This window comes from Bradyrhizobium sp. th-b2 (genome assembly GCF_000426785.1).
GTDB classification, from domain to species: Bacteria; Pseudomonadota; Alphaproteobacteria; order Rhizobiales; family Xanthobacteraceae; genus Bradyrhizobium; species Bradyrhizobium septentrionale.
This window is the reverse complement of the sequence record NZ_AUGA01000050.1, coordinates 33,812-55,716: the sequence shown is the minus strand read 5'-3', so window position 1 is coordinate 55,716 and position 21,905 is coordinate 33,812. Positions and strand designations below refer to the sequence as shown.

Below are 21,905 nucleotides of genomic sequence, written 5' to 3'. Positions count from 1 at the left end.
GATGGCGACGCTTTCCTGGCCTACGTCGAGCAATTGCTCGCCCCATCGCTGCGGCCGGGCGATACCGTTATCATGGACAACTTGCCCGCTCACAAGGTCCATGGCGTTCGAGAGGCCATCCGGGCGGTCGGAGCAAGCCTGCTCTATCTTCCGCCCTACAGTCCAGACTTCAACCCGATCGAAATGGCCTTCTCTAAACTGAAAGCCCTGTTGCGGGCCGCCGCAGCGCGCACCATGCCCGATCTCTGGCAAGCAATCGCCAACGCTCTCAAGCGCTTCTCACCCGAGGAATGCCAAAATTATCTCGTCGCGGCTGGTTACGACGCAACGTGATCGGAAAATGCTCTAGTTGCAGCTCCGATCAGGGGACGCGCTTTCGGCTGGGACGATCGTTATTGAGCTAGGCTCCGATGCTCTCAGCGTGACAACTTCTGCTCATGCCCTCAGCGGACGTCGCACCGGTCTCGGCTCGCGTGAGCTTCTGACCAAAGACGACTTCGCCGTACCATCGCTAATGCTAAATCGGCTACTTCGGGCGAAAATGAAGGACGCGCCCTCGCGGCTCACTCGTGTTAGAACGCCGACTCTGGTAGCTTAATAGTCGCGATCTTCGCCTCCTTGGGACCAGCCGAGCTTACGAAATGACGCAGCCGGTCCTTCAGATCAAAGAGCTCGTCAAGAGGCACGTTGAGGAAGCAGTAGAATTCGCCCAGCATCTGTTCGGTTCGCCTGCGAAGCGCAGCGCCTTTAGGCGTTAAGTCAACGAGCACGCGCCGTTCGTCTTCTGCCTGCCGCCGCCGCGTCACCAATCCCTTGGCCTCAAGACGTTTCAGCATCGGCGAGAGGGAGCCGAGATCCATTTGCAGCGCGGAAGCCAAGTCTCCGACGCCCCGCGCCCCGCGTTCCCAAAGCACAACGAGGACCAGATATTGCGGATAGGTGACGCCGAGCTTCTTGAGGAACGGTACGAATAGGCGCGTCATGTGGTTGCTTGCAGCATAGAGCGCAAAGCAAAGGTGGTTGTCGAGCCCCGGCATCTCAACTGGCGCAATGGAACGCTGGTTGCCTTGGTTCTTAGCGTCGCGCCGCGCGTTCATCGTTTGTGTCTTCATCCTGCCTGCCCATTCAAAACAAATCATCCCTTAGGCGGAATCCTAACGTTAGCAGTTGCATCAGCCAAGTCTCACCGGCCGCAATATTATAGCGCTTGACTATATAGCATCCAGTACGTTTGACTCTCATTACTTTGTGTGCAAAATATATGCACCTCATCAATATGGGGTGCCTCCGGCAAACGTATTTCGTCACCGGATTTGCAAATGAAAACAAAACCAGAGGGGAGGAATGCCATGTCCGACATGGATCGCCGTGCGTTCGTTGGAACTGCTGCCATCGGTGGTGTTGCGGCCGCGGTTTTTGCCGCTTCACCGGCAGAAGCCGTGGGACAGAGTGGCTATTTTGTGATCGCGGAGATCGTGTCCAAGAAGGACAAGGCGGACGATCTACGAACGCTCCTCGTGCCCTTCGCCGAAAGGTCGGCCAAGGAGCCTGGCTGCGTCGTCTATACGCTGATGGAAGTCATTGGCGAGCCCGGGCGGTTTCTCACCTTCGAGCGCTGGTCCGATAAGTCCGCGCTCGACGCTCACATGGTAACGCCCGACATCAAGGCGATTGTGCCCAAGCTTGAGCCGGTGTTGGCAAAGCCGTTTACCCAGCTCTTCCTCGAAGCGCGAACGGGCGGTTAGTCGAAGGGCTCTCAGAGTCGCTCGATAGCGGCACATTACCAGCGGGTCGCTCTCTTTCGGAGGGGCCTGGACGACGCCCATTCGACAATTCAAACACAAGAGGGAGGGAAAGAAATGCGTGGCCTAATTTATGGGCTCGGGGTGGCACTCGCTTTTGCTGCCCCGGCGTTTGCAGGCGATCTGACGAGTATTGAAGTGGATCCCAGCGGGAAGGCGATTGCTGTCAAGAAGGATCCTGGAAAGCTCGCGCCGATACCGGATATCGGCGGCATACCGAACAAAGGTTTCAACTATGCGGCAATCTATCAGGTGCCGCCTAACAGCGTTGATATCGGCAAGGGCATCAATGTGATGCGCGGGCATGTTGATGCCAACGGCTCGATTGCGCTTCACGAGGGAGCGGAGGAACAAACCTACGTTCTTTACGTCATCAGCGGCACTGGCACGATGACCTTGAACGACAAGGCTGGCAAAAAGTACGGCGAGATCACTTACAAGCCTGACGACGTCATCCTGTTCCAACCGCATACGTGGCACGGCTGGGTCAATGGCGACACGCCGTTCGAATTCCTTGGCTTCGACATGCAGGCGCAGCGAAAATAGGAGTAGCTAATTTTCTGCACTCAAATGCGTCCAGCTATCGCTGACCGTCAGGCTCGGCGATAGCTGGAAGTTGGTGGCTCGGATTTTCTGGAGTCTCCGTCTCGCGGAATGCCCACGAACAAGCTCTCTCGAGCCGAGAGCGGATTCAGCCGGTTTGTATATCTGCAGGATAACACGGGGAAGGAAAACATATGTCAGAGATCATCTTGCATCACTACGCACTCTCGCCTTACTCGGAAAAGGTACGGCTCGCCTTGGGTCTCAAAGGCGTCACATGGAGCTCTGTCGACATTCCCATCTGGACGCCGCGCCCCAAGCTCACGCCGATGACGGGAGGCTACAGAAGAACCCCGATTCTCCAGATCGGATCCGAATTCTATTGCGACACTCTGCACATCATTCAAATCATCGAGAAATTGGGTCAGTCAGGCGCGCTTTATCCAAAAGGGCAGGAAGCGATGACGAAGGCTTTCGGCTGGTGGATCGAGAAGGGCTCTTTCTTCAACGCCGTGTGCCTGACGATCGGCAACATGCCCGGGATTCCTCAGGAGTTAATCGATGAGCGGCGCCCGTTGTTTCGCGTCAACCTTGATCCCGGTGAACTGCGCCCCAAGCGCGCGCTTTACTTGCAGAGGTTTGACGCCCACCTCGCGTGGCTTGCCGAAGCCCTCGCCGACGGCCGCAAGTTCATACTTGGAAACGAGCCTTCCGCCGCCGATCTGTCGGCCTACCATCCGATTTGGTTCGCGCGGCAAAATGGCGGCAGCGAAGTCAACGACCTGCTCGCTTTCGCAACCGTGATCGACCCCTGGTACAAGAGAGTTGCTGATCTTGGCCACGGAAAATTCTCGGAAATGACGCCCGACCAGGCGATCGAGGCGGCCCGGGCAAACCAGCCAAGCGAGCCTGACGATTGGTTGCCCGAGGCGGCGAACGTCGGGCTCCAGCGCGGCGATTGGGTCAGTGTGACGCCGGATGACTATGGCAACGCCGTACATGGAGCACTGCTGGCGTGGACCGCAGACGAGGTGGTGATCCGCCATGAAGACCCCTCGGTGGGAGAAGTGAACCTTCGTTTCCCGCGCGTCGGCTTTGACACAGTTCCAGCGGAGAGAAAGGCCGCTTGACCATCCACGTCATGAGGCTAATCCGAAGGCGGCGGATCGGGCTTGTGCGTACACTGGATGCCCTTCTTCTGGGCGCCAAGTGAAAATGAGGGAGGCTGAGCACGGTAGCGATTGAGGTCACCTTCTACGCGCAACCGTAACGTCCGCTTCACTCCCGACATCGGACATTGCAGCGTTATTTAGGTGGAACCAGCTGCTATCGACCACGCGCGCCAGTGCGCATCCGTTCAGATGGACGGGTGACCGGAAAAGCATCCTTCATGAAATCCGCGAGCATGTCGCAGAACGCATTGGCGTAGCGGGGGAGGGTGCGCTGCCGATCCCAGAACAATGCGATCGGCTCGCGCAGCGGCTTTTTTTGAAACGTGACACCGGCAATTCTCAACTTGTAGCCCATTGCCCGCACCGCGGAGGGAATGATTGCAACGCCGTGCCCATCCTCAGCCATTGCCATCAGCGTGTGCGGGGTGCGACTTTCGAATTTGACGTTGATCTCGAGGTGGGCGAGACGGCAGGCAGCGTCAAACGTTCGGCGGAACACGAAATTGTTGTCCAGCAGCAACAAAGGATGGGATGCCAGTTCCGCAATTTCGATCGTTGCGGACTTGCGGATCGCAAGCGTCGGATGAAAGGCCGCAAGCTGATCCACGGGCTTCAGGGTGACACTTGCGTAGCGCGTATCCCCCTTGGGCACAGCACTGAGAAGATTCTGACCGAGATGAATGTCGCCACGCTCCAGCAGGTCGCGGATATGCGGCCAGCCCAGCGCCTCGATCATCACCACGTGGACGTTGGGATAGCGCTTCGTATACTGGTGCCAGAACGGCGAAATAACCCCTTCGATGAATTGCGGTGAAGCGGCGAGGCGTAGCACGCCTGTTTCTCCGCTTCGCAGCACCTCCGCACGTTCACGGATCACATCTGCCTGGTTCAGCAGCGCGCGACAGTCGCCGAGCAGTTGTTCTCCTTCGCCCGTCAACGTCAGCCGCCCGCGGATGCGATCAAATAGCTTGAGGCCGAATTCCTGCTCAAGATTGGCAATCTGGCGCGAGAGCGCGGGCTGCGCGATACGAAGTTGCTGAGCGGCTTTTGAGACGGTGCCGGATTCCGCGACTGCAACAAAGGTGCGGGCGTGCCTGATGTCCATGGCCCAACAGTATGCTGCTGCGGCATAGGATGCTAGATCAATTAGCTATTGGACGTATGGACGGGCCTTTGTGACGGTGGTCGCCGTTCGCCGATGCGAACGGAAAGGCTTTCGATGATGCCATGAACCCATTGCGTCTGCTCGCTTCCCCAACCGTTGCATTTGCCCTGATTGCTTCCACCGCCGGCGCCGAAACTTGGCCGGTCAGGCCGATCCACGTCATTGTGCCGTTTGGGGCGGGCACGACGACCGACATCGTTCCGCGCATTGTCTTCGAGCAAGTCTCGGCCCAACTCGGCCAACCGGTCATCGTCGAGAACAGGCCGGGCGCCGGTACAACGACCGGCGCCAGCGCCGTCGCAAAGGCCAATGCGGACGGTTACACGCTGTTGGTCAATTTTTCCGCTCATACGATCGCCCCTTCGCTCTTTCCCTCACTCAGCTACGACGTATCGCATGACTTTGCAGCGATAGCGCCGCTCGGCCTCGTGCCCAGCGTCCTGCTCGCGTCGCCCGCGAAGGGTTTTACGCACGTCTCCGACCTTGTGGGGGCAGCGAAGGCAACACCCGGTTCACTCAATTTCGCGTCGGCGGGCATCGGCACTGCGACCCATCTGAGTGCGGTCAGGTTCAACAACAGCGCTGGAATCGTATCCGTCCACGTGCCCTTCAAGGCCGCGCCCGAGATATTGGGTGAAATGATGGCTGGCCGGATCGACTATTTTCTCGCGCCGATCGCGATCGCGCTTCCGTTCTTACGCGATGGCAAGCTTGTGGGATTGGCGGTCAACGCGCCGGCGCGGCTGTCGGCCATTCCTGATGTGCCGACGCTTTTGGAGGCAGGGTTTTCCAACGCCGATTATTCGTTCTGGATCGCAATCTTCGCACCCGCGAAGACCTCCCGCGCCATTATCGACCGGCTTGCGGTCGAGACGCACAAGGCGCTTGCCGAGCCGAAGGTGCGAGACAAGCTTGCCGCGCTCGGTATTGAGCCCATGCATTTGATCCCCGAAGCGCTGGATGCAATGGTAGCCAGGCAGATCACAATCGATGCCGAGTTGGTGCGCACCGCCGGCCTCGGGGCAAAATAGTGGAGGGGAGACGATGGACCGCGCACCGACACAGGCCTTCCTGGCGAATGACGGTGACGCTTACGAATTGCAGATGGGACGATGGAGCCGACGCCTCGCACCGCTGTTGATTGACTTTGCCGGGATCGATCGTGCCGCCCGTGTACTTGACGTCGGCTGCGGGACCGGAAATCTCGCCATCTGTCTCGCCGGCAATCCCGCCATCGGCAGCATCACCGGCCTCGACCTGGCACCCACCTACATCGAACACGCAAGGCGTGGAAATAGCGATCCGCGTCTCACATTCGAGGTCGGCGATGCCTGCGCCTTACCGTTCGCGGACGCCTGGTTCGATCATTCGCTTTCGATGCTGGCGTTGCAGTTCGCTCCCGACACCGATCTGGCGATACGCGAGATGAAGCGGGTGACCCGACCGGGCGGCACCATCGCCGCCGCGACATGGGATACGCGCGGCGGATTTGTGGCTTTCCGGATGATCTTCGACGCCGCAGCGATGCTCGATCCACGCGGGTACGCGGCGCGGGCGCGCGCCTACACTCGGCCCTTGAGCCGGCCCGGAGATCTGGCGCAAGCGTGGTGCGCGTCCGGTTTGAACGAGGTCGAGCAGGATATGCGAACTATCAGGATGGACTATGCGTCTTTTGCCGACTTTTGGACTCCCGCAGACGGCAGCGAAGGACCGATCGCAGCCTTTGTCGGCTCGCTGGATAGCGCTGCGAAGGCCAAGCTACGCGAAGCTGCACAATCGGCCTATCTCGACGGTGAGACGGACGGTCCCCGCTCTTACGCAGCTACTGCCTGGGTCGTGAGAGGTACGGTGCCGTAGGGAGCCGACTTCTGGCCCTTAACGGACATCGCACACCCCTGAGTTTACGCCGGCTTTTGACCCCAAAGCGGACATGGGACGGGCTGTGAGCGACGTTCGCCTCTGATCGCAGCGGTCGAGAAGCCGCGCTGTCTCGCCAATGACTGCGCCCCGTCATTGCCAAGCCCACGAGCTTCAATCAGACTTACTTCAACAAAAAAGCACTTGGGAGGAAGCCGATGTCCATTCGCGTCACCGCGCTAGTCGGCGCGGCGTTTGTTCTCGTTGCTCAGCCGGCGCTGGCCGAGAAGAAGTACGGGCCGGGTGTCAGCGACAGCGAGATCAAGGTCGGTCAGACCATAGCCTACAGTGGACCGGCATCGGCATACGGCGTGCTCGGCAAAACCGAGGCGGCTTACTTCAAATGGTTGAACGACGCCAGAGGTGGCATCAACGGCCGCAAGATCACATTAATCAGTCGGGACGACGCTTACTCGCCGCCCAAAGCGGTCGAGAACGTCCGAAGCTTAGTGGAAGGCGACGAGGTAGCGCTGATCTTCGGTGTCCTTGGCACGCCGCTGAACATGGCGATCCGCCCCTATCTCAACAAACAGGGCGTGCCGCAGCTGTTTCCGGCCGCAGGCTCGTCGGCTCTCAACGACCCCGAGCATTTCCACTGGACGATGGGATGGCAGCCTAACCTGCACGACGAGGCGAAGTTCTATGGCAAGAGCTTGCTTGCCCACAATCCGCATCCGAAGATCGGAATCCTTTATCAGAACGACGATTTTGGCAAGGACCTGATCGCCGGCCTTAAGGACGGGCTCGGGCCGGACGCCGACAAGATGATTGCCAGCGCCCAGAGTTTCCAGCCGACCGATCCGACCATCGATAGTCAGATGGTGATCTTGCAGAACTCCGGTGCCGACGCTCTGTTTCTTTTTACGTACGCGAAACAGGGGGCACAGGCGATTGGCAAGATGTGGGATTTGAAATGGAAGCCGGAGACCTTCCTGCATCTCGGCGCGGCCTCGATCGGAGCGACCTTCAAGCCCGCCGGGCTCGAGAAGTCGGTGGGCATCATGACCGCCGGATTTATTAAAGATGCGACCGATCCCCGATGGGCCAACGATCCCGATATCGTCGCGTGGAAGGCCTGGATGAAGGAGAACATGCCGGGCACGGACACCAATGACAGTCTGACAGTGGCCGGCTACGCCGTAGCTCAAACACTGGAGCAGGTGTTGCGTCAGTGCGGCGACGATCTGACCCGGGAGAACATAATGAAGCAAGCCGCGAACCTGAAGAACTTCCGCCTCGGCCTGCTGCTACCCGGCAGCCTGATCAACACCAGTCCAACGGACTACCGGGTGGTGACCCACGTCGTACTGCAGAAATTCAACGGCACCAGTTGGGACGAAGTGAAGTAGAGCGGATAACCTTAGATCGGCAGCCTGGGTCGCGACTCCTTGACGGGGCGTAGATGGCAGTCCGGATGTCGCGCAGCAACCGCGCCTCGAGGGGCGTCCTTCCCCTCGGCGCGCCCTTGCTTATGCAGTTTCCGTCTCACTTGCTCGTTGAGCTCAGAAATGGGCAATCAACCTTGCAATTTGAATTACCTAAGTATTATCAAGGTATTAACTTGCCCGCTCCGAGTATGTTTTGTCCCCGGTTCTCTCCATCCGCCACTTTGCCTCGCCACTTCGTACCTCCAAACGGAGACACGCCCGAGAGGCGTAGGGTGATGTTTTGGAGCCATGAGCGGCATTTTCCCGCCAAATCGAGCGGGCGGGAAGCCGCTAGCAGTTGTCGATCGTGCGACGCGTCGCACAATCGATGGGTCAATCGTTCTCCGGTCGGATGAGCCAACTAGTTTCCGACAGGAACGAAGCGTGTTTAGCAATGGTTGTTGGATGTCCGGTGCCGTTCGGCCTAGGGCGGTGCTGGATGATGACCAAAGTGAAAACTCGGCCTCAGCTTGCCCCCCTCGCTGGGGCCATTTTTTTCGCGCGCCTTGTCATCGTCTTTTCGGACGTGAGCATGAGGCCCTCTCAGCCGCCGATGGTGCCGAAGTCTGGTCGCCCGAGCCTTAGTCGTCCAGGTTCGTTCGCCGCATGAGCTGCACTCAATAATGTGCTCGTGTTTCCCGGTGCGTACGTTGAGGATGGTCCGGACCAAATCTTGGGGCCTGCCGCACCGACAGATTTTGACCGGCGGCTGTTCGATCTCTTGGATTCTCTGCCCGATTGCGCGCATGGACTTGCCCCTCCAGCGAGGCGAGTCCTTAAGTTAAAAACAACGAGCCGATGCCGCGATGGTCGAATTGAAGCCGGCTACCCACGCCGCTCCAACTGCCAAAGCTGCGCCAGCCAACGTGCTGGCGACTATTCTTCTCATCGTGGCACCTCGGGAGCCTTCCGCCAATCTAGCTATCCGCATTCTGCGTCGCGTGGCGCGATACCGTGGATTTTGACCGTGGCTTTTCAGCCTCTCTCAACAGACCGCAACAAAATCAACATTGTGTAGAGGAGGGGATGTCCGCGCGGGCTAAAAGAGCGAGCGGCAGCAAAAATGCCTATGCCTGTCCGCTTCAGTGTTCACGATCGATAACGTCCATTATCGATGCTTGGCCGCGATGTAAGCGCATTTTTTCCTGAGGCGTGCCTCAGCGAAGGGCTACCAACGGACAAGCTGCGCTATTCGATAGCCTTGACGGCGTCAGGGTGCAGAGGCACCAAAGTAGCCGTGCTCAGCCACTCACGCCGCTTTTCTTCGGCGCGTTGCGATGGCGCAGGAAGCGGCCGAGCAGTCGGCGCTTGCTCTTGCGTGGAATCAGGTCGATATCGCTGACGAGCTTGGCGCCGCCCTTGCGCCGCTCCAGCACGATCTTGCGGCTGTGGAACGCTTCCAGTTCGACGCGGTGGGCGACGCTGACGATGGTGGCTTCGGGCAATTCCTTGATGACGATGTCCATCATCTTGTCCTGGCTCTTTTCGTCGAGCGCGGACGTCGCCTCGTCCAGCACCACGATGTCGGGGTTGTGCAGCAACAGCCGCGCAAAAGCGAGGCGCTGCTTTTCGCCGCCCGACAGTGTCTGGTCCCATGGCGCGTCGTCCTCGATCTTGTCCCTAAGGTGATCGAGGCCGACCTTGTGCAGGGCTTCGCCGATCTGCTCCACGTTCCAGTCGTCGGCCGCACCGGGATAGGCGACGGCGCGGCGCAGCGTGCCCGAGGGTATGTAAGGCCGCTGCGGAAGCATGAACAGCCGCCGGTCAGGATGGAAATTGACGCTGCCGGAGCCCCATGGCCAAAGCCCGGCGATGGCGCGCACCAGCGTGCTCTTGCCTGATCCGGATTCGCCGGCAACCAGTAACCGCTCGCCGGGCTCGACCACCACCTCGGTCTCGTCGACCACGGCCGTGCCGTCGTCGAGCGATACCTTGAGGTCGTTCAAGGTGAGCATGGCCTCACCCTCGTTCTTGCCACGCCGGATCCGGCCGAAGCCGTCGGCCTGCTCGGCGCGCTCCAGTCCGTCGAGCGACATCATCAGCGAGGCAATACGGCGCGCACAAGCGTTCCAGTCGGCGAGCCGCGGATAATTGTCGACCAGCCAGCCAAAGGCGCTTTGCACGATGGTGAAGGCGGACGCGGCCTGCATGACCTGTCCAAGCGTCATGCTGCCGTCAAGGAACTTCGGTGCGCAGAGCAGGATCGGAACAACCGGAGCAATGAGGCTCGATCCCTGCGACACCAGCGTGGTGCGCATGTGTTGGCCCGCAAGCCGCGCCCACTGCCGCAGCACATTGGCAAAAGTCTTGTCGATGCCGTCGCGCTCTTCGTCCTCACCGCCAAGCAGCGCAATACTCTCGCCATTCTCGCGCAGGCGCGTCAGCGTGGAGCGGAATTCGGCCTCGGCTTGGTTCTTGTCCTCGGAGATCTGCACGAAGCGGCGCCCGATCACCATGATAGAGCCGGAGGCGATGGCGGCATAGACGAAGGCCGCAATAACGAGAAAGCCGGGGATTGTGAGCGTCGAGCCCCCGAGCGTCACGGTGAGCGCGCCGCCAATGCTCCAGAGCACGAGGATGAAGGTCGAGGCCGAGAGAAAAGCCGATGTTACGCCGGCGATGAAATCGACGGGCGAATCGGTCGCGATCCGCAAGTCCTCGGCGATGCGATATTCGGGGTTCTTGTGGTCGCCACTGACAAGGTTGAGCTGGTAATAGCGGCCATTGGTTAGCCAGCGCGAGATGACGGAAGTGGTCAGCCAGGTGCGCCAGCGCCGCTGGATGCTCATGCGGGCGAACACCTGTGCGACGCCGAGCGCGACGCTGCCGATCGCGAGCGGAAAGAAGATCGCGGTGAGACGAAATACCGCGGCCGAATCGCGCTTCTCGATGGCATCGAAGATCGCGCGATTCCAGATATTGATGCCGTATTGGAAGCCAACTGTGCCGACAATCAAGACCAGCAGACCGATCGAGAACGGCCAGGCGAGGCGATCGCCCTTGCGTCCCCAATAGCCGCGGGCGCTGATCCAGAAGCGAGTGAGGAGGTATTCCTTGCGGACTTGCTCCGCTTCTTCCGGCGTGAGCTCCGGGTCAGGCTCGACGACCTCTGGCGGCGGCGGTTCGACCTCGCCGCCGTCCTCGGCGACGACCTCCGCGATTGGAGCCTTCGCCGCGCGCGATTTCTTGTTGTCGTGCAGGCTTTCGCCGTCGCGCGATTTTGGTTCTGCGACAATTCCGATCATAACCTGATAACATGTGTGATATCAGAAGGTTCCTTATCGCCTTTCCGGGTTGCCCCGCGGATGAACACGGGAACCGCGGGTGGATTTATATGAGCGCCGGCGGTGGATCGAGCTATGGCGGTGACGGCAATGACGTTGGCGTCGGATCGGCTGAATGGACGTCTTCAGCGGGGACGCCGGCGATGATGTTCTCTACGGATATTCGGGCAACGATTATTTCTACGGTGGTTTCGGTAACGACACGATGTACGGCGGCGACGGCGTCGACGTCCTGATCGGCGGCCCCGGCAGCGATTATTTCGACGGCGGCACGGGTGTGAATTACTATTTTGACGGGAGCGGGACACCCCGTATCGGTGCCGACACATACGTCGTCAACGATGTACCCAGCGTCCAGGTGGTGCAGGACTGGAACGCGACTACCGATATCGTTCAGATGAACGGGTCTGGTTTTACGTCCTTTGCCGACGTTCTGTCGCACTCCTATCAGAACGATGCATACTTCGTCGTTCAGGTCGATGGCGATACGGCAGTGTGGCTCAACGGAGCTAGCGCCAGCACTCTCACGGCTTCCAATTTCTCGATAGTGAGCTAGGTGCCAATCCACAACGGCGACGCCTTCGGCCTGATGCGCACCCATTGCGGTCACGGCCGGCGCGGCGCCGCCGCCGCGCGAGCGCTACGGACGAAGCTCGGCATCGGGTGGTGGTTCTTGTCGCATCCGGGGAACAGTGGCGTCGCCGGAGAGGTGTTCCTGATTCTATGGCTTTGAACTTGGCGACGGTGCGGGAGTTTGAGGCGCCGGCGCGGGTTGATCCAGAGAGGTGATTGGCTGATCCGTCCCCGTATGCGGAATGCAGGTCCCGGCATTCGCGAGTTTTCCGGCCGCGTCCTCTCGAGCTCGGCGGTGGTGGCGGCCACGGCGCCTGTCGAACTGGTCGTCATCCATCATCGAGCGTAGACTCAAAGCGCCGTAGGCGTTCGCATAAGTCTGTCGCAACTGCTGCTCAGCGGTCAGGCAATCCGAGAGCTTCTCGAACACAATATCGGTTTGAATTGGTGCTACGCCACCAACCAATACGACTAGAATCCATTTCATGTCTTCGCGATCTCAACATCCGAACCTGCGCGAAAACGCCGTGTAGATGAAGGAGTTCCTGCTGCCCTGCGGCTTTTGCTTGTAGAAGTAATCAGAGACATCGAAGGACAGGTTGCCGAGTTGGATAATCGCCCATATGGGCACCAAGTCTGGCAGATGGAAAAGGCCGCCAACGTGGCGGCCTTAATAGTTAAAAGAAGCTAGTCGCAACGGCGGACCCTGCGAACGGACCCGTCGTCACGCTCGATCGTGACGGTGCGGCAATCGCGATAGCCGCGATCGTAGCCGTAGGCACGATAAGCGGGGCGATCGTAGTCGCGGTAATAGCCACGGTTCGGTCCCACCGCCACTCCGCCAAACGGGGTCTCAACTGCAACTTGAGCTGATGCGGGTGTTGTGATCATTGGCGTGACGAGGGCAAGCCCGGCAACCGCCAATGCGCCAGTCAAAAACAAAGTCCTCATGGTTCTCCTCCTGGGTCATCGAATTGGCGTCTAACATCACAGGTAAAGCAATGTTCCTGCGACCAGGCCCCGCAGTGCGTTTCGGATTCGAATAAAACGCTGCGGGTTGCGCTGGGAACTTTCGAGACCGGCCCGGCTTGAAGTGCAGAACTGAAACTGGAGGAGGGATTGGTTATGAATGGGATTATTTACTTGATCGGTTTGATTGTCGTGATTGGCGCTATCTTATCATTCATTGGCTTTAGGTAAGCGGCCGATGAGGACTTGCGCGAAATCTGTTTGGTGCTGACTCACAAAACCGCTCGTCCCCAAGCGAGAAAATCATTTCCAGCCCGATGATAGCGTCAAAATTCAATCCGAATGGATGAATTTTGATGCTGAACGAAGCGGGCGGCTACGGTACGGGCGATGAGGGCGAGCACGAGGCGCCGTCCGATGCCGAACAGATTTTTGACAAGCTCCAGAAGTGGTGCAAGGCGGATTTCAACAGCAAGGGTCAGGTCAAGTGGCGCCGCGAGGCCCGCGAGGATTTTGACTTTGAGGCCGGTGAACAACTCTCCGAAGATGACAAGCGCATTTTGGAGGATGCCAATCTGCGCACTTGTCCTCGCGCCAGTGTGGCCGGGCGGTGGAACTCGCGGGCGCGACAGTCGTTTCTTGGCCGCGGCAGCGGTAACGAATAGGAGAGTACGTGAACCGACGCCAGCTTGTTCAAGGGTCGGCGGTGCTGCCGGCGTTGCTGCTCGCTTCGCAGAGCGGTTTCGCCGCCGCTCGTCCGTCGGATGAGGCGTTCGGGCCGTCCACGGTGAGGGACTTGGCCCGTATGCTGGCGGGCAAAACGTACGAGGCCCCGGACGAGAGGCTGCCGAGCGGATTGAACGACCTCGACTACGATCAATACCGTTCGATCCGCTTTTTGCCCGAGCGCGCACTTTGGCGCGGCAAGAGCCTTCCGTTTGAAGCGCAGTTCTTCCATCGCGGCTTCTTCTACAAGAACAGAGTGAACATCTTCGAGGTCGCGGACGGAAAAGCGACCGAGCTCAAGTACCGCAAGGCGGATTTCTCGTTCGGCGCGAAGGTCCCGGCGTTCGACGACGTCGATCTCGGCTTCGCCGGCTTCCGCGTACACGCCCCCATGAACCGGGCCGACTATTACGACGAGGTCTGCGTCTTCCTGGGCGCAAGCTATTTCCGCGCCGTCGCCAAAGGACAGACGTACGGGCTTTCCGCTCGCGGGCTTTCGATCGATACGGGTGAAGCCAAGGGCGAGGAATTTCCGCTCTTCAAGGCCTTCTGGCTCGAGCGGCCGGCGCCGGGTTCGACATCGTTGGTGATCCATGCGCTGCTCGACAGCAAAAGCTGCGCAGCGAGCTACCGGTTCACAGTGCGGCCCGGGGAAACGACGGTCTTCGACGTCGAAATGTCTGTCTACCCGCGCGCCGAAATGCAGCGGGCCGGGCTCGCGCCCATGACCAGCATGTTCTTCTACGGTCCCAACGACCGCAACGACATCGACGATTTCCGTCCATCCGTCCACGACTCCGACGGCCTTGCGATCTTCAACGGGAAGGGCGAAAGCCTCTGGCGGCCGCTCAGCAACCCCCGCGACCTCCAGATCAGCACTTTTCAGGATCTCAATCCCCGCGGGTTTGGGTTGATGCAGCGGGAGAGAAACTTCTTCGCCTACCAGGACATGAATCAGGTTTCGAGAAACGACCCAGTCTCTGGATGGAGCCGATCGAGGACTGGGGCGAGGGCGGCGTCACGCTGTTCGAGATCCCAACTAAGGAGGAGGTCCACGACAACATCGCCACTTTCTGGCGGCCCAAGAACCCGCTGCAGGCCAAGGGCGAACACAACTACACCTATCGGCTGCACTGGGGACCGGACAGCCCGAAGGAGCATTCGCTCGCCCGTTTCACCCGTACAGGCATCGGGGCCAGGGGCCAAGACGACCGCCTCTTCGTCCTCGACCTGGTCGGCGAGAACCTGAAAGGCGTCGACCCTGCGGGCGTCAAAGGCGTCGTGACTGCAGAGAAGTCCGAGGTGAAGAATATCGTCACGCAGCCCAATCCTTACACCGGTGGTTGGCGGCTGAGTTTCCAGTGCCAGGTGAAGGGGGAGCCGATCGAGCTGCGGGCGTTTCTGGCGGAAGGCGACAAGCCCTTGTCGGAAGTCTGGGTTTATCGATGGGCACCCTGAGCACCGCACCGCAACCGATCGCCGGTGATATCGCAAGCCAAAGGCTCTTGCCGCGCGAGTCCCCCCTTCCCATGGCTCCGGGCGATCTCGGAAAGAACCGGGTATCGGACCGCGTTCCTGCGCCGGTCGCGACCACCATGGTATGGCGGCGCAGCATCATCCTCCTCTCGACGGCCGCGCTCACCGGGGCGGGCGGGTATGAGATGTATCGTGTGCTGCAGGTCGGCGGCGTCACGGTTCTCGAAGCAATGGTGCTGGCGCTGTTCCTGATCCTGCTCGCCTGGGTCGCCTTTTCATTCTCGTCCGCGGTAGCCGGCTTCTTTGTGCTGCTGGCCTACCGTCCGGACGAGGACGCATTAGCGTCTGCCACCGAACCGCCGGCCATCGCAAGCCGCACCGCGATGCTGCTTCCCACCTACAACGAAGATGCGCATCGGTTGACGGCACGGCTGCGCGCGATCATCGAATCCTTGAACGCGACCTCGCACGGAAAGCTGTTCGACTGGTTCGTTCTGAGCGACAGCACCGATCCGGACATCTGGGTGGCCGAGGAAAAAGCGCTTCTCGCGTTGCGAGAGGCCGTTGGAGGGCCGCGGCTGTACTATCGGCATCGAGCCGACAACACGGCGCGGAAAGCCGGCAACATCTCCGAGTGGATCACGCGGTTCGGCGCCAGCTACGACTTCATGATCGTGCTCGATGCCGACAGTCTCATGACCGGGCAGACCATCGTACGGTTAGTCCATGCCATTGAGGCCAATCCGACCGCCGGCCTCGTTCAGACTCTGCCGATGATCGTCAACGCAAGAAGTCTTTTCAGCCGTGTTCAGCAATTCGCAGGCCGCCTGTATGGACCGATAATCGCCGCCGGCGTCGCCTGGTGGCACGGCTCGGAAAGCAATTATTGGGGACACAACGCGATCATCCGCGTGAGGGCATTTGCTGAAGCAGCCTCGCTACCGCAGCTGCGCGGGCGCAGGCCGTTCGGCGGGCACATCTTGAGCCACGATTTCGTCGAGGCCGCGCTGATGCGGCGCGCTGGGTGGGGCATCTACATGCTGCCGACGCTCGGCGGAAGCTACGAAGAGGTGCCGCCTTCGCTCCTTGACTTCGCCGCGCGCGACCGGCGCTAGTGTCAGGGCAACCTCCAACATCTCGCTGTGGTCCCTGCACGAGGTCTCCATTGGGTGTCGCGCCTGCATTTCATGGTGGGCATCGGGGCCTATCTGATGGCGCCGCTTTGGCTTATGTTCCTGCTGCTGGGAATGCTGATCTCGCTGCAGGCCCGCTTCGTCCGACCGGAGTATTTTCCTAAGGGTTTCTCGCTGTTTCCCACGTGGCCGGCCCAGGATCCCGTGCTCGCAATCTGGGTGTTCGTCGTCACCATGGGTCTGCTGCTGTTGCCAAAGCTGCTCAGCCTGGCCCTGCTATGGACGCGGTGCTCGGTACGGAGTCAATTCGGCGGGGCATTGCGTGCCTCGGCCGGAGTTTTCGCGGAGATTGTGTTGTCCGCCCTGATGGCGCCCGTGATGATGATCTTCCAGTCCATCGCGGTCGCCGAGATTCTGGCCGGCCGCGACGCGGGGTGGCAGACGCAGAGGCGCGATGACGGCACCGTGGAGCGCCGCGAACTCTATCGAAAATACGGCATTCCGACCTTGTGCGGCATAGCGATGGCGGCAGGCGCGTACGCCGTTTCGCTGCCACTTCTGCTCTGGATGTCGCCGGTCATCGCAGGGCTGCTGTTTGCCGTTCCCATAGGCGCGCTGACTACCAGGCCCACGACCGGCAAGTTGTTCGCCACCCCCGAAGAACGAGCGCCCCCTCCGGTCACTTCGGGCGAACGAATTGAGCGCGTCGGTGGATGTAGGAATCAAACCCGCGTTGGTGGAGTTACGAGAAGACGCCGCACTCCTAGCCTTCCACATCGCGCAGCTGCCGCCTCCTCGCGCCGCTCGACCTGACACGATCGATGCAAACCTGGCGGTCGGCCGTGCCAAGGTCGAAGCGAGCGACACGTTCGAGCAGGGCGTTGCGCATCTCTCGTCCCGGGAGGTTTTTTCGATCCTGAACGACGACACTATGCTGTCGGCGTTGTTGCAAAAGCGATGAACAAGCGCCGGGCGCACGGAGACGAGGCCTGGGCTCGAACTAGGATAGAAAGTAGTCCGCTGCTTTTGCATTGAACTCCACCGGATCGATCGGACCCTCGACCCGTCATGGGAGGAAAATCAATGTCCCTGGCAATAGCGGCCGATGGGCCTGGTAGAGATTCGTGTTCCCGGAGGGCGCCTATCGGCGAGATGCAACGGTTGGACCCGAAGCCTTTGTCTGATCCGTGGGGCCGCTCAGCAGCGTCGCTCGCCTTTCGGCGACGGCATGATCGTACAGTTCAAGGACCAGACCGAATGCCGCCAGGTCCTCTTGTTCGAGCGTTCCATCATCGTAGCACTTCAGCGTCTCGCCGATGATCGCATCGACTTCGCGCTGCGACGCCAGTAGGTCATGTTCGGACTCGGCATCGCGAACCTCCCGGACTACGGCCAGAATGCGGTTGCGATGGCTGGTGGTGTCGTCCCGGTCGTCGCGGTTCAGATAGCGACGCAGCCAGGCGGCTGCCGAACCGATCCCGGAAAGAAGAAGCAAGGCAAACCAGAAGTAGTCGCTGTACTTGTCCAGAAAGGTCCGCTCGGTCCCGTTGATGACCGCCGCGGCGCCCCGGTGCACGGAGGGCTCCGCCTCCTTCTCCGTCTCGGGCTTCGTGACGTGCGCGGCGCCGGCAACGCGGTGCGCGATCGTGTCGCGGACAGCGAAAAGCTGCCGGTAGAAGGCCGCCGCCTTGGCTTCGGACAGTTCTTTCCTGGCCAGGATGAGATGGTTGACGCTGATGGTGTCGACCTTGTCCTCGGGCCAGGCCGGTTTCGCGTTGAAAACACTGCCCGGAATCTCCTCGGCTTCGTAGCGGGCGTGCTTCAGAGCGATGGCCTCGGATGCTTCGACCGGAAGAAACTTCGGAACTCCGCGCGATCGCGAAGTCGCGGCGATCGCGGCCGCAGTGATCCGGCTGTCGAGCGGGCCGACGGCGAGATAGGCGTCGAGAGCGGGGTCCTGCGCAAGCTTTTCGATTTCGTCGGTCCTGAATTGGACCGTCGCAACCTTGTCCGGCTCCACGCCGGAGGCGACAAGAATAGTCCGTAGCAGTTCGAGGTTGGCTCCGGTCCTTCCGATGATGGCGACCTTGCGACCCGCCAGATCGGCGATCTCCCCGATCTTGCCGCTGGCCTTCTTCTTGGAGTCTTTGCCCGGTCGCCCGGAGGGCGACCACAGGACAACGTAGTTCTTCCGCAGGACCGCCAGTGTCTGCGCGTCGGCCGGCATGCCAAGGTCGCCGCGACCTATCGCCAGGTCGGCTTTGCCGGCGCCGAGCAGAGCCAAGGATTCGGCCGCTCCTTCGGTCGTGATCGGGGAGAGCCTAACGGTCCTGCTTTCATCGCCGAAAGCCTCGGCCATCGCTTGGACCACCTGATGATCGTCGCTCCCTGCGGGTCCGACGGCGATCGAGAGGGTCTCGGGCTGCAAGACGTGGAAGAGGGCGGCCGCAGCGGCGCCGAAAACAACAAATCCCAAAGCCAACACGAGCAATAGCCTTCGTTGGCGTCGATCGTGAGCACTCCTGAATGGATCGGACGGTGACATCAGCAGAACCTACGTGAACAAACGCCTGCTTGGGAGCTACAAGTTCGCCGCCCGGAACTTGGGCGAACCAATGTCCGACCGGAATGTTCCGACGCGCGAGAATGAGTTCACGAAGGGCCCGGATTCGACTGCAAAAGATCACTTCCTCGGGCGCCGATTGCGGAACCTTGAGGGCCCGAAGCCGTTTGTGGAGGAAGGCGAGAACCATGATCTCGTCCGAGGTCAGCTTCGCGTACTGTCGCTTGAACTTCTGCGCGATCTTGGCGTCGATCATCTTGATGAGGTCGCCGGACATATAGGCGGTCAGGATCTCCGGATGGACGTAGCTCTTGCGGCAGATGGCAGGTGTATTGCCGAGTTGCTTGGCCACCTTTTCGATGGCCGCGACGACGTTACGCTTGGCTTCGGCCTGGCTGTCGTACTTCTTGAACTCCGAGAGTGCGAGGGCCGCAAGCACCGTGCCGGCCCAGGTACGAAAGTCCTTGGCGCTGAAATCCTGTCCCGTGATATCCTTGATGTAGCCGTTGACCTCGCCGGAATCGACCGTTCGGGATGCTCCATCGTCATCGAGATACTTGAAGAGTTCGTGCCCTGGAATCTCCGCGCAGCGCTTCACGATGGCAGTGATTCGCCTGTCCTCGACCTGGAGCTTCCATTGTTTGCCGGACTTGCCGGTAAAGTCGAAGCGCAGCACGCCTCGGCCGATCGCCACGTGCTTACGCCGCATCGTGGTGAGCCCGTACGATTTGTTCTTCTCGGCGTATTCGGCGTTGCCGACGCGGATGAGCGTCTTTTCAAGCAAGCTGACGATCGTCGCAAGCACCTTCTCGCGGGGGAGACCGTCCAGCTTCATGTCCGAAACGACGCGTGCACGCAAAGCCGGCAAGGCCGCCGCGAATTGCATGATATGTTCGTACTTGTTTTGCTCCCGAAGCTCTCGCCACTTCGGGTGATAGCGGTACTGCTTGCGCCCGCGCGCATCGAGGCCCGTCGCCTGGATGTGCCCGTTGGGAGACGGACAGATCCAGACGAACTCGTACGCCGGAGGGATGCCGATCGATTTGATACGGCGGACCACGGTGGCATCGGTGATGCGCTTGCCGTCTTTGTCGTGGTAGGTGAACGAGGTGCCTTTCCGTCTTCGCCGGTAGCCCGGCGTCGCGTCGCTCACGTATCGCAGACCTTCTTCTGCGATGGCGGCGGCGACATCGGCCGTGCGGTCAACTAGCCCCTCGTCCTTACCTTCTCGCAGCATTGTTCGTCCTTGCCGTCAGCCGAGGACCGAGGCCCCCAATAGGAAAAGTCGGATCCATCGTTTGGTTCCGACGCTCCGAGGGAGGCGCGCTATGGCCGAGCCTTCGGCCGTTCGCGCACCACGTTCTTCGCCTTTTGTCGGACCGCAGACCTAGATAGACGGGCTGGCGAAGCTCGCCGTTCTTCGTCCATTCCGCGAACGTCACTTCAGCGACCAGAGACGGCCGGACCCAGGTGGTGGCGTGCTCGTCCTTTACCTTGTCGGGGAAGCGCGACTTCGTAACCTTCAACCTTGTGAGCTTGCCGTGGAGCTCTTCGAGGGTCTGATGGCTGAAGCCAGTACCGACGTGCCCGATATACCGCCAGGCGTCATCGTCCCGCACCGCGAGCGCAAGAGCGCCAAAGAACGGCCGGGTGCGGCGAGGTGCCGTGAAGCCTGCGATCACGACTTCCTGCCGCTGCCCAATCTTCACCTTGAGCCAGTCGGCAGTCCGGCTGCCGGAGGCGTACGGGCTGTCAGCGCGCTTGGCTATGATACCTTCGAGGCGCTTGCGCTCGGCTTCGGCGAAGAACTTCTTTCCGCTGCCTTTGCGGTGGTTGCTGAACGCAATCAGCTTATTGCGCGGAAGGATTGCCTTTAGCCGCGTCTTGCGTTCGAGCAGCGGCAACTTGCGTAAGTCCTCGCCATCCAAAAACATCAGATCGAACGCGCAATACAGGAGCTTTGCTTCGTGACGTAATGCGTTCTGCAGCAGTTGGAAGTGCGAAACGCCGTCCTCGCCGATAGCTACCAGCTCGCCGTCGATGACCGCGTCGCTCTTCACGTCTTCGAGCGCCTTCGCGACCTCGATGTATGAATGGCTGATGATCTTACCGTTGCGGCTGTAGAGCGCGACCTTACTGCGGCGGATCTCCGAAACCATGCGGAAGCCGTCGTACTTGTCCTCGAACACCCAATCGGGGTCGTCGAACGGGGCGTCGGTCAACGTCGTCAGCATTGGCTGCAGGCGTTTCGGCAGTGTGGACTTGCGATTCATCTCCGCGCGGACTTGGGGGCAAGGACTGGCTTGGCGGCCGGGGCTGCGCGCTTCCAAGAGGAAGACGCGATCGGCCTTCGATCGCTGCGAAGGCCGATCGAAGTTTTGAGGATCCGCCATACGCGCGTTCGGACGAAAACGAACCCTTCCCAGAGCTTGGCGAACCAGGGAATCATCAGAAGCTTTGGCTTCACGATCACGAAAAGCTGCTCGACGACCAGGAGGCTGAACGCGTAGCAGGCGACAATCATCGCCGTGCCGGCGATCCAGTGACCTTTTCCGGCTACAGCTACCGCAGCTAGCTTCAGCGGCTCGACGGTGGCGGTCGGCACCGCCAGCAGGAGCAGGGAAGGATAGGGTCTCAGACCTTCGATCGTTCGTCTCAGCCTCATGCGAAAGGCCTCCATCGGCGGTTAACCGCAGCAGCCCCCTTATGTTCCGCAGAAGGAACATCCGGCCTCTCAGCTGGTTTTAAGCGCGCGGAGAATTTGAGAGGAGACGAGATGCACGCAACGATCGATCGGAAGGGTCAGAGGGTGGCCGAATCCTCAGATTTGGAGGCTGAGGTCGAGGCCTGGCGGCGCAAACGCACCCGGCGACGGATTTCCGTGTCCTGCGACGTCACCGTCCGCATCCGTCGGCACGTGCGGCCGGCGTCGTTGTCTGGATCGTCGGCAGATCGCCCGCTCTCACCCCACAGCGGGTTAGCCGCCCCACGAGGGCGTTCTGGAGAAGTGCTGGGAGGGCGGAAACGGTGAAGCGATGGTTCGATGATGAACGCGAGGTATCAACGTTCCTTGCGGCGCTAAACGAAGTCCGACACCAGGCGACGAGGGTGGTGTTATCACCACGTCCAAGCCATCATCGTGGCGATTGACCGGT

The 21,905-nt window shown here is 60.4% G+C and carries 17 protein-coding genes and 3 pseudogenes; 11 read left to right on the top strand and 9 right to left on the bottom strand.

What is annotated here, in order from left to right:
- Nucleotides 1–333: transposase (locus K359_RS54245; protein WP_029084555.1), on the top strand; the 333-nt coding region annotated here is incomplete at its 5' end.
- 239 nt (nt 334–572) lie between these two features.
- Here the strand turns inward: K359_RS54245 and K359_RS54240 are convergent.
- A complete protein-coding gene (locus K359_RS54240; RefSeq protein ID WP_063618982.1) occupies nt 573–1,112 on the bottom strand; it encodes a MarR family winged helix-turn-helix transcriptional regulator in 540 nt (179 codons plus the stop codon).
- Between the two features lie 237 nt (nt 1,113–1,349).
- On the opposite strand from K359_RS54240, the gene K359_RS57605 reads away from it, so the two are divergent.
- The 3 genes from K359_RS57605 to K359_RS0137460 all read left to right on the top strand — a co-directional run bounded on the left by K359_RS57605 (nt 1,350) and on the right by K359_RS0137460 (nt 3,475).
- Nucleotides 1,350–1,745, top strand: coding sequence for a putative quinol monooxygenase (locus K359_RS57605; protein WP_051346627.1), 396 nt, complete (start codon nt 1,350–1,352; stop codon nt 1,743–1,745).
- 114 nt (nt 1,746–1,859) lie between these two features.
- Nucleotides 1,860–2,348 carry a cupin domain-containing protein gene (locus K359_RS0137465; RefSeq protein WP_084518639.1) on the top strand — a complete coding sequence of 163 codons (489 nt, stop codon included), beginning with the start codon at nt 1,860–1,862 and terminating at the stop codon, nt 2,346–2,348.
- A 191-nt stretch (nt 2,349–2,539) separates the two neighbouring features.
- Nucleotides 2,540–3,475, top strand: coding sequence for a glutathione S-transferase family protein (locus tag K359_RS0137460; RefSeq protein WP_029083834.1), 936 nt, complete (start codon nt 2,540–2,542; stop codon nt 3,473–3,475).
- Between the two features lie 196 nt (nt 3,476–3,671).
- On the opposite strand, the gene K359_RS54230 is transcribed toward K359_RS0137460, so the two are convergent.
- Entirely contained in the window at nt 3,672–4,622 is a 951-nt protein-coding gene (locus K359_RS54230; RefSeq protein WP_051346626.1) for a LysR family transcriptional regulator, read from the bottom strand.
- Between the two features lie 122 nt (nt 4,623–4,744).
- On the opposite strand from K359_RS54230, the gene K359_RS0137450 reads away from it, so the two are divergent.
- From K359_RS0137450 to K359_RS0137440, 3 genes are all read left to right on the top strand, one after another.
- Entirely contained in the window at nt 4,745–5,713 is a 969-nt protein-coding gene (locus tag K359_RS0137450) for a tripartite tricarboxylate transporter substrate-binding protein (RefSeq protein WP_029083833.1), read from the top strand.
- Nucleotides 5,714–5,726: 13 nt separating this feature from the next.
- Nucleotides 5,727–6,539 (top strand): class I SAM-dependent methyltransferase, encoded by an 813-nt coding sequence (locus tag K359_RS0137445; protein ID WP_051346625.1) that lies wholly within the window; start codon nt 5,727–5,729, stop codon nt 6,537–6,539.
- 218 nt (nt 6,540–6,757) lie between these two features.
- Nucleotides 6,758–7,948, top strand: coding sequence for an ABC transporter substrate-binding protein (locus K359_RS0137440; RefSeq protein ID WP_029083831.1), 1,191 nt, complete (start codon nt 6,758–6,760; stop codon nt 7,946–7,948).
- 1,319 nt (nt 7,949–9,267) lie between these two features.
- Here the strand turns inward: K359_RS0137440 and K359_RS0137435 are convergent.
- Entirely contained in the window at nt 9,268–11,271 is a 2,004-nt protein-coding gene (locus tag K359_RS0137435; protein WP_084518638.1) for an ABC transporter ATP-binding protein/permease, read from the bottom strand.
- 154 nt (nt 11,272–11,425) lie between these two features.
- Between K359_RS0137435 and K359_RS65925 the strand changes: the two genes are divergently transcribed.
- Nucleotides 11,426–11,866 (top strand): calcium-binding protein, encoded by a 441-nt coding sequence (locus tag K359_RS65925; protein ID WP_029083829.1) that lies wholly within the window; start codon nt 11,426–11,428, stop codon nt 11,864–11,866.
- A gap of 165 nt (nt 11,867–12,031) precedes the next feature.
- On the opposite strand, the gene K359_RS64845 is transcribed toward K359_RS65925, so the two are convergent.
- Complete coding sequence (locus K359_RS64845; RefSeq protein ID WP_084518637.1) at nt 12,032–12,370, bottom strand: hypothetical protein; 339 nt, start codon at nt 12,368–12,370, stop codon at nt 12,032–12,034.
- 200 nt (nt 12,371–12,570) lie between these two features.
- The gene (locus K359_RS61955) at nt 12,571–12,834 is read right to left on the bottom strand and encodes a hypothetical protein (RefSeq protein WP_156928861.1); all 264 of its coding nucleotides are present in this window, start codon (nt 12,832–12,834) and stop codon (nt 12,571–12,573) included.
- 374 nt (nt 12,835–13,208) lie between these two features.
- Between K359_RS61955 and K359_RS0137410 the strand changes: the two genes are divergently transcribed.
- From K359_RS0137410 to mdoH, 3 genes and pseudogenes are all read left to right on the top strand, one after another.
- A complete protein-coding gene (locus tag K359_RS0137410) occupies nt 13,209–13,517 on the top strand; it encodes a hypothetical protein (protein WP_029083828.1) in 309 nt (102 codons plus the stop codon).
- Nucleotides 13,518–13,525: 8 nt separating this feature from the next.
- Nucleotides 13,526–15,036, top strand: a pseudogene (locus K359_RS54225) (glucan biosynthesis protein G).
- Nucleotides 15,024–17,148: pseudogene (gene mdoH / locus K359_RS54220) on the top strand (glucans biosynthesis glucosyltransferase MdoH). Before K359_RS54225 ends, mdoH begins: the two co-directional pseudogenes overlap by 13 nt.
- Before the next feature lie 180 nt (nt 17,149–17,328).
- Here mdoH and K359_RS0137395 read toward each other — a convergent pair.
- The 4 genes and pseudogenes from K359_RS0137395 to K359_RS54205 all read right to left on the bottom strand — a co-directional run bounded on the left by K359_RS0137395 (nt 17,329) and on the right by K359_RS54205 (nt 21,430).
- On the bottom strand, nt 17,329–18,546 hold the full coding sequence (locus K359_RS0137395; RefSeq protein WP_245284836.1) for a TAXI family TRAP transporter solute-binding subunit: 1,218 nt from the start codon (nt 18,544–18,546) through the stop codon (nt 17,329–17,331).
- Nucleotides 18,524–19,987, bottom strand: coding sequence for a DNA topoisomerase IB (locus tag K359_RS54215; protein ID WP_245284835.1), 1,464 nt, complete (start codon nt 19,985–19,987; stop codon nt 18,524–18,526). Before K359_RS54215 ends, K359_RS0137395 begins: the two co-directional genes overlap by 23 nt.
- 89 nt (nt 19,988–20,076) lie before the next feature.
- Nucleotides 20,077–21,023, bottom strand: a pseudogene (gene ligD, locus K359_RS54210) (non-homologous end-joining DNA ligase).
- On the bottom strand, nt 21,020–21,430 hold the full coding sequence (locus K359_RS54205) for a hypothetical protein (protein WP_245284834.1): 411 nt from the start codon (nt 21,428–21,430) through the stop codon (nt 21,020–21,022). The pseudogene ligD and the gene K359_RS54205 overlap by 4 nt, the downstream one beginning before the upstream one ends.
- Nucleotides 21,431–21,905: the final 475 nt, after the last annotated feature.